The sequence below is a fragment of the Vibrio sp. V08_P9A1T1 genome, from assembly GCF_963874405.1.
Classification (GTDB): domain Bacteria; phylum Pseudomonadota; class Gammaproteobacteria; order Enterobacterales; family Vibrionaceae; genus Vibrio; species Vibrio anguillarum.
The window spans coordinates 1-5,827 of record NZ_CAWNIB010000113.1 but is presented as its reverse complement, the minus strand read 5'-3'; the positions used below and the strand labels follow the sequence as shown (position 1 = coordinate 5,827).

At 46.9% G+C, this 5,827-nt stretch carries 4 protein-coding genes; 3 read left to right on the top strand and 1 reads right to left on the bottom strand.

All coding sequences use genetic code 11. The features are described 5' to 3' along the window. The coding region (locus AACT21_RS05915; RefSeq protein WP_141195271.1) for a transketolase family protein at positions 1-1,359 on the top strand (1,359 nt) is incomplete at its 5' end. A gap of 63 nt (positions 1,360-1,422) precedes the next feature. Here the strand turns inward: AACT21_RS05915 and AACT21_RS05910 are convergent. Next, positions 1,423-2,325: a LysR family transcriptional regulator gene (locus AACT21_RS05910; protein ID WP_019282284.1), complete on the bottom strand. Its 903-nt coding sequence runs from the start codon at positions 2,323-2,325 to the stop codon at positions 1,423-1,425. A gap of 143 nt (positions 2,326-2,468) precedes the next feature. On the opposite strand from AACT21_RS05910, the gene AACT21_RS05905 reads away from it, so the two are divergent. Continuing rightward, a complete protein-coding gene (locus AACT21_RS05905; protein ID WP_094164545.1) occupies positions 2,469-4,424 on the top strand; it encodes a ligand-gated channel protein in 1,956 nt (651 codons plus the stop codon). Between the two features lie 199 nt (positions 4,425-4,623). Next, on the top strand, positions 4,624-5,649 hold the full coding sequence (epd, locus tag AACT21_RS05900; protein ID WP_026027970.1) for an erythrose-4-phosphate dehydrogenase: 1,026 nt from the start codon (positions 4,624-4,626) through the stop codon (positions 5,647-5,649). Positions 5,650-5,827: the final 178 nt, after the last annotated feature.

Sequence of the window (5,827 nt, the reverse complement as noted above, 5' to 3'; positions counted from 1 at the left end):
ATTGCTGCGGTTGATGGCCATAACGCTGAAGCGATTAATGCCGCGATTGAGGCTGCGAAAGCTGACCCTCGTCCAACCTTGATTTGCACCAAAACCATCATCGGTTTTGGCTCGCCAAACAAAGCGGGCTCACACGATTGTCACGGTGCCCCTTTAGGCGCTGAAGAAATCAAAGCGGCGCGTGAATTCTTGGGTTGGCCGCATGCACCTTTCCACATCCCTGCCGACATTTACACGCAGTGGGATGCCAAAGAAGCTGGCCAAGCGAAAGAAACCGATTGGAACGCCAAGTTTGATGCCTACGCCGCCGCTTACCCAGCCGAAGCCGCTGAGTTCAAACGCCGCGTAAATGGCGAGTTGCCAGCAGAATGGGAAGCGAAAGCGAGTCAAATTATCGCTGACCTTCAAGCTAACCCAGCCAATATTGCGTCACGTAAAGCGTCACAAAATGCGCTGGAAGCGTTTGGTAAAATGCTGCCAGAATTTATGGGCGGCTCGGCAGACTTGGCACCGTCTAACCTCACCATGTGGTCGGGCTCTCAATCGCTCACGGCGGAAGACTTCTCGGGTAACTACATTCACTACGGTGTGCGTGAATTCGGTATGACTGCCATCATGAATGGTATCGCGCTGCACGGTGGCTTCGTTCCTTACGGCGCAACCTTCCTGATGTTTATGGAATACGCCCGTAATGCAATGCGTATGGCCGCGCTGATGAAGATTCAGAACATCCAAGTCTACACTCATGACTCGATTGGCTTGGGTGAAGATGGCCCAACCCATCAACCGGTTGAGCAAGTGGCTTCACTGCGTTTGACACCGAACATGAGCACATGGCGTCCGTGTGACCAAGTGGAATCAGCCGTCGCATGGAAGTTGGCGATTGAGCGTAAAGATGGCCCATCAGCGCTGATTTTCTCTCGTCAAAACCTAGCGCAGCAGCCACGCAGTGAAACGCAAGTTGCGGATATCGCGAAAGGTGGTTACATCCTAAAAGAGTGCGCGGGTCAGCCTGAGCTTATCCTGATTGCCACTGGCTCTGAAGTTGAACTGGCGGTAAAAGCCGCAGAGCAACTTACAGCCGAAGGTAAGAAAGTGCGCGTAGTTTCGATGCCATCGACCGATGCGTTTGATAAACAAGACGCAGCCTACCGCGAAGCCGTACTACCAGCCGCCGTGACTAAGCGTATCGCTATTGAAGCAGGTATCGCGGATTTCTGGTACAAGTACGTTGGTTTTGGCGGCAAGATCATCGGTATGACTACCTTTGGTGAGTCAGCACCGGCGGATCAACTGTTCAAAATGTTCGGCTTTACGACTGAAAACGTGGTGAAACAAGCACAAGAGCTGCTTGCTTAAGTCTTCTTATTTTTAATGCAAAAGCCCAGCGAGTCATTCGCTGGGCTTTTTTGATCTTGATGTTTATGGTGCTTTCCATTCTTCAGGACAGGCTTGACGTAGCGCGTCGATAAACAGACGCAGTTTGAGCGGATGTCTGCCTGCTGGATAATGACAACTAATTTCAGTGGGTGGCGACAACCATTCTGGCAAACATGCTTGCACACTGTTTGGGTGCGCTTGTTCAAAACCTTTGGCAAACCATGTCGGCAGTAAGCCGATGCCTCTTCCTTTGGCTATCGCATCCGCTTGCATAGCTAAATTATCACTCTGCAAGCGGCTTGTGAGCGCAGGTAAAAGATAGCTGCCGTGAATAGGATGGATGAGAGCCAAGGCTTCTTGGCGAAAAGCGATAAAATCAATCCAAGGATGTTTGACTAGATCCTGTGGATGCTCTGGCATGTCGTTATTGGCAAGATAGTGTGGCGACGCATAAGGTGAATATTGCCAATGGCCGAGCAATTCACGTCTCCAGCCTTGTTGAGCAAACGGGCCAATCCAAATCAGTAAATCAGGCTCAAGATGCGACTCTTCTGCCACATATTGGCTGTAGAGTCGAATGTTGATTTCGGTGTGGGTTTGCATGAACTCATCCAATACGTTGCTCAACCAGCCACGAATTAAGTTCGGATGAACCACCAAGGTCATTTCACCGCTGATTTGGTTATTAAACTCTTGCAGTGCTTCATGGCTTTTTTCTGCTAATTCAAGCAGTTGTTCTGTATAGACTGCAAAAACTTGCCCAGCCTTAGTCAAAGTTAGACGGTTGCCTTGCCGAGCAATTAAGGCTTGTCCGAGATCGTTTTCCAAAGACGCCAAACGTCGACTGAGGGTGGACTTAGGCTGTTCCAGCGCTTTCGCCGCCGCAGTCAGGCTTTTGTATTGACAGAGAGCATGGAAAGCTTTGATCGCACTGAAATCATGCATAAGTAAAATGGCCTTTTAATCTAATCATCACTGTGTTCCATATTCGGTATCGACCATTCCATCTGTCTATCTATCTCAATCATCAAAATTATGAATAATCCACTCCTGAAATTAATAATCATTATCATTTAAAGGAGTGGTACATGTCCAGACTCAATCCGCTGAATGTTGCAATTACTGCAGCGCTCGGGTTATTCACCTCATCACACGTGTTCGCTGAAGAAATTCAATCTTATGAGAAATTAGTGGTGACGGCGGCTGGTTTTGAACAAACACAAGCGCAGGCTCCAGCGAGTATCAGTGTGATTACACGAGAAGAGTTGCAATCACGTTATTATCGTGATGTAACCGATGCACTGCGCAGTGTGCCGGGCGTGTTGGTGACTGGAGGTGGTGACAAAACAGACATCAGCTTGCGCGGTATGAGTTCAAACTACACTTTGATGTTAGTCGATGGTAAGCGTCAATCTTCACGTCAAACTCGACCAAATAGTGATGGCCCAGGTATTGAGCAGGGATGGATGCCACCACTGCAAGCCATTGAACGAATTGAAGTGATTCGTGGCCCAATGTCGACTTTGTATGGCTCAGATGCGATTGGTGGTGTGATCAACATCATCACACGAAAAGATAATCAAGAGTGGTCAGGCAGTGTTCAGTTGGATACGGTTTTCCAAGAAAATCGCGATTCTGGCGATCAGGACGGCGTCAACTTCTTCCTGACAGGGCCACTGGCCGATAATCTTTCTCTGCAGGTTTATGGACAGAGCACCGAACGCGATGAAGATAAGATTGAACGTGGCTACCAAGACAAAAGCTTAAAAAGTTTAACTTCAAAGTTGAACTACCAACTTAATGAGCAGCATGATCTGACTTTTGAAGTGGGCACTTCCGCACAAGATCGCCGAGGCAATGTAGGGTTATCCGTGCCAACGACAGGTTGTAAAGGTGGGTGCGAAGACAGTTTAAACGAATACCGTAGAACCTATATTTCCCTTTCTCACCAAGGGGATTGGGGCGACTATGGTGTGTCGGATACTTATGTCCAACGTGAAGTAAGTAACAATAAAAGCCGTGAGATGGAGATCATCAATACGGTGGCTAAATCAAGCTTAGTGGTGCCATTGACTAACAATACGGCAACCGTAGGCATTGAGGCTTCACATTCAAAGTTAGAAGATTTCACCTCAAATAAAGCCTCTGATTTAACTCAGATTGAAAGCACTCAATGGGCGGCGTTTGTTGAAGACGAGTGGCGCATGACCGAGTCGTTCAACCTAACCTTAGGTGGCCGTGTTGACCACGATGAAAATTATGGTTCTCATTTTAGCCCAAGAGCGTATGGCGTGTGGACCATCAATCCAGCGTGGATTCTGAAAGGTGGCGTGGCTACGGGTTTCCGTTCACCGCAGCTCAGAGAAGTCACGCCAAATTGGGCGCAGGTGAGTCAAGGCGGTAATATTTACGGTAATCCAGACTTAAAACCTGAAACCTCGATTAACAAAGAGTTGGGGTTGATGTACCAAAATGGAGAGGGTCTTAACGCGAGTTTGACTTTCTTCCATAATGATTTCAAAGACAAAATTACCCGTGTTGTGTGCCCAAGCAACGTCTGTACTGCAGGCCCGAACGAGTGGGGCTCTGATCCCACTTATCGAGTGAACGTTGATGAAGCGTACACGCGTGGGGTCGAAAGTACGCTCGGTTTACCTATCACAGAAACGGTTTATTTCAACGCGAGTTATACCTTCACTGACTCAGAGCAAAAAACCGGAAAATATCAAGGTATGCCACTTGAGCAACAACCTGAACATCGCTTCAGCGCTGATATTGATTGGCAAGCGACTGACAACTTGAGCAGTTGGTTGAAGCTGACTTATCGTGGAAAAGAGAGCAACCCAGTCACTGGCCCTTCTCGTAGCAGCTTGATTGAGCCAGCTTATCAGTTCATCGATACTGGCATCACTTACGCGCTTTCTTCTCAAGTAAGCTTGAAAGGTGCGATTTACAATCTACTCGATGAAGAAATTTCATACCAAGAATATGGCTATGTAGAAGATGGACGTCGTTATTGGTTAGGTATTGACGTTAACTTTTAAACCATCAATACCGCAAATGAAATGGCTCCCGTTTGGTGAGCCATTTTTTATGGTCATCTTTCTTGTCGTAGCCGCCGTTGCTTGTACCTTGAGTCCGTTTAGAAACGGAATCTTTTGCGACAACTGATGGCTTGGGGTGTTGCTCTTGGTCGCTATCGGTTACTATCTGTACCACGAAAAAAGTTAAGACGATGGAATGATGCTTAAAGTCGCGATCAATGGTTTTGGGCGTATCGGGCGTAACGTGCTGCGTGCGATATATGAAAGTGGAAAAAGTCAGCAGATAAAGGTGGTGGCGGTGAACGAGCTGGCGCTACCTGATGCCATGGCGCACCTACTACAATACGACACCACTCATGGTCGATTTGGTAAAAAAATCACCAATGATCAAGAGCATATCTATGTTCATCATGGGCTGGATGAGTATGACTCGATTCGAATTTTGCACCTTAGTGAAATCAAACTTCTGCCATGGCGCGATTTAGGCGTTGATATTGTGCTCGACTGCACGGGTGTGTACGGCTCAAAAGCCGATGGTTTGGAGCACATTGAGGCAGGTGCAAAGAAGGTACTCTTTTCACATCCCGGCTCACATGATCTCGATAATACAATCATTTATGGGGTCAACCATGAGACGCTAACCGCAGAACACCGCATTGTGTCAAACGGATCCTGTACCACCAATTGCATTGTACCGATTATTAAAGTGCTTGATGAAGCGTTTGGTATCGATTCAGGAACCATTACCACCATTCACTCGTCAATGAATGATCAACAAGTGATCGATGCCTACCACACCGATTTGCGTCGAACACGTTCCGCAAGCCAATCCATCATTCCAGTGGACACCAAGTTGCACAAAGGAATTGAAAGGATCTTTCCGAAATTTTCTAACAAATTTGAAGCGATATCAGTGCGCGTACCGACAGTTAATGTCACTGCGATGGATTTGAGTGTCACAATTAATACAAATGTGAAAGTTAATGACGTAAATCAAACCATTGTTAACGCATCTCAGTGTACATTACGTGGCATTGTTGACTATACTGAAGCTCCGCTTGTTTCCATCGATTTTAACCACGATCCCCATAGTGCGATTGTTGATGGTTCACAAACAAGAGTGAGCAACGGGCAGCTTGTTAAAATGCTCGTTTGGTGTGATAACGAATGGGGCTTTGCGAATCGCATGCTGGATACGGCACTCGCAATGCAAGCATCCGAGTAGTAGCAGGATGATGGAGATTTATTTATTTTCAGGCTTGAAATAAATAACTCAAATCTCCATATCGATAACCAGTTTGAAGAATTTATAGGCTCGGCAAGGTTGCCGGGTTTCCAAAAACTTTATTTATTAATATTTGAGAGGACAAACCATGTCTGTAATCAAGATGACCGACCTGGAC

Coding starts and splice junctions, on each gene's coding strand:
- AACT21_RS05910 (WP_019282284.1), bottom strand. CDS start 2,325: ATGCATGATTTCAGTGCGATCAAAGCTTTCCATGCTCTCTGTCAATAC.
- AACT21_RS05905 (WP_094164545.1), top strand. CDS start 2,469: ATGTCCAGACTCAATCCGCTGAATGTTGCAATTACTGCAGCGCTCGGG.
- epd (WP_026027970.1), top strand. CDS start 4,624: ATGCTTAAAGTCGCGATCAATGGTTTTGGGCGTATCGGGCGTAACGTG.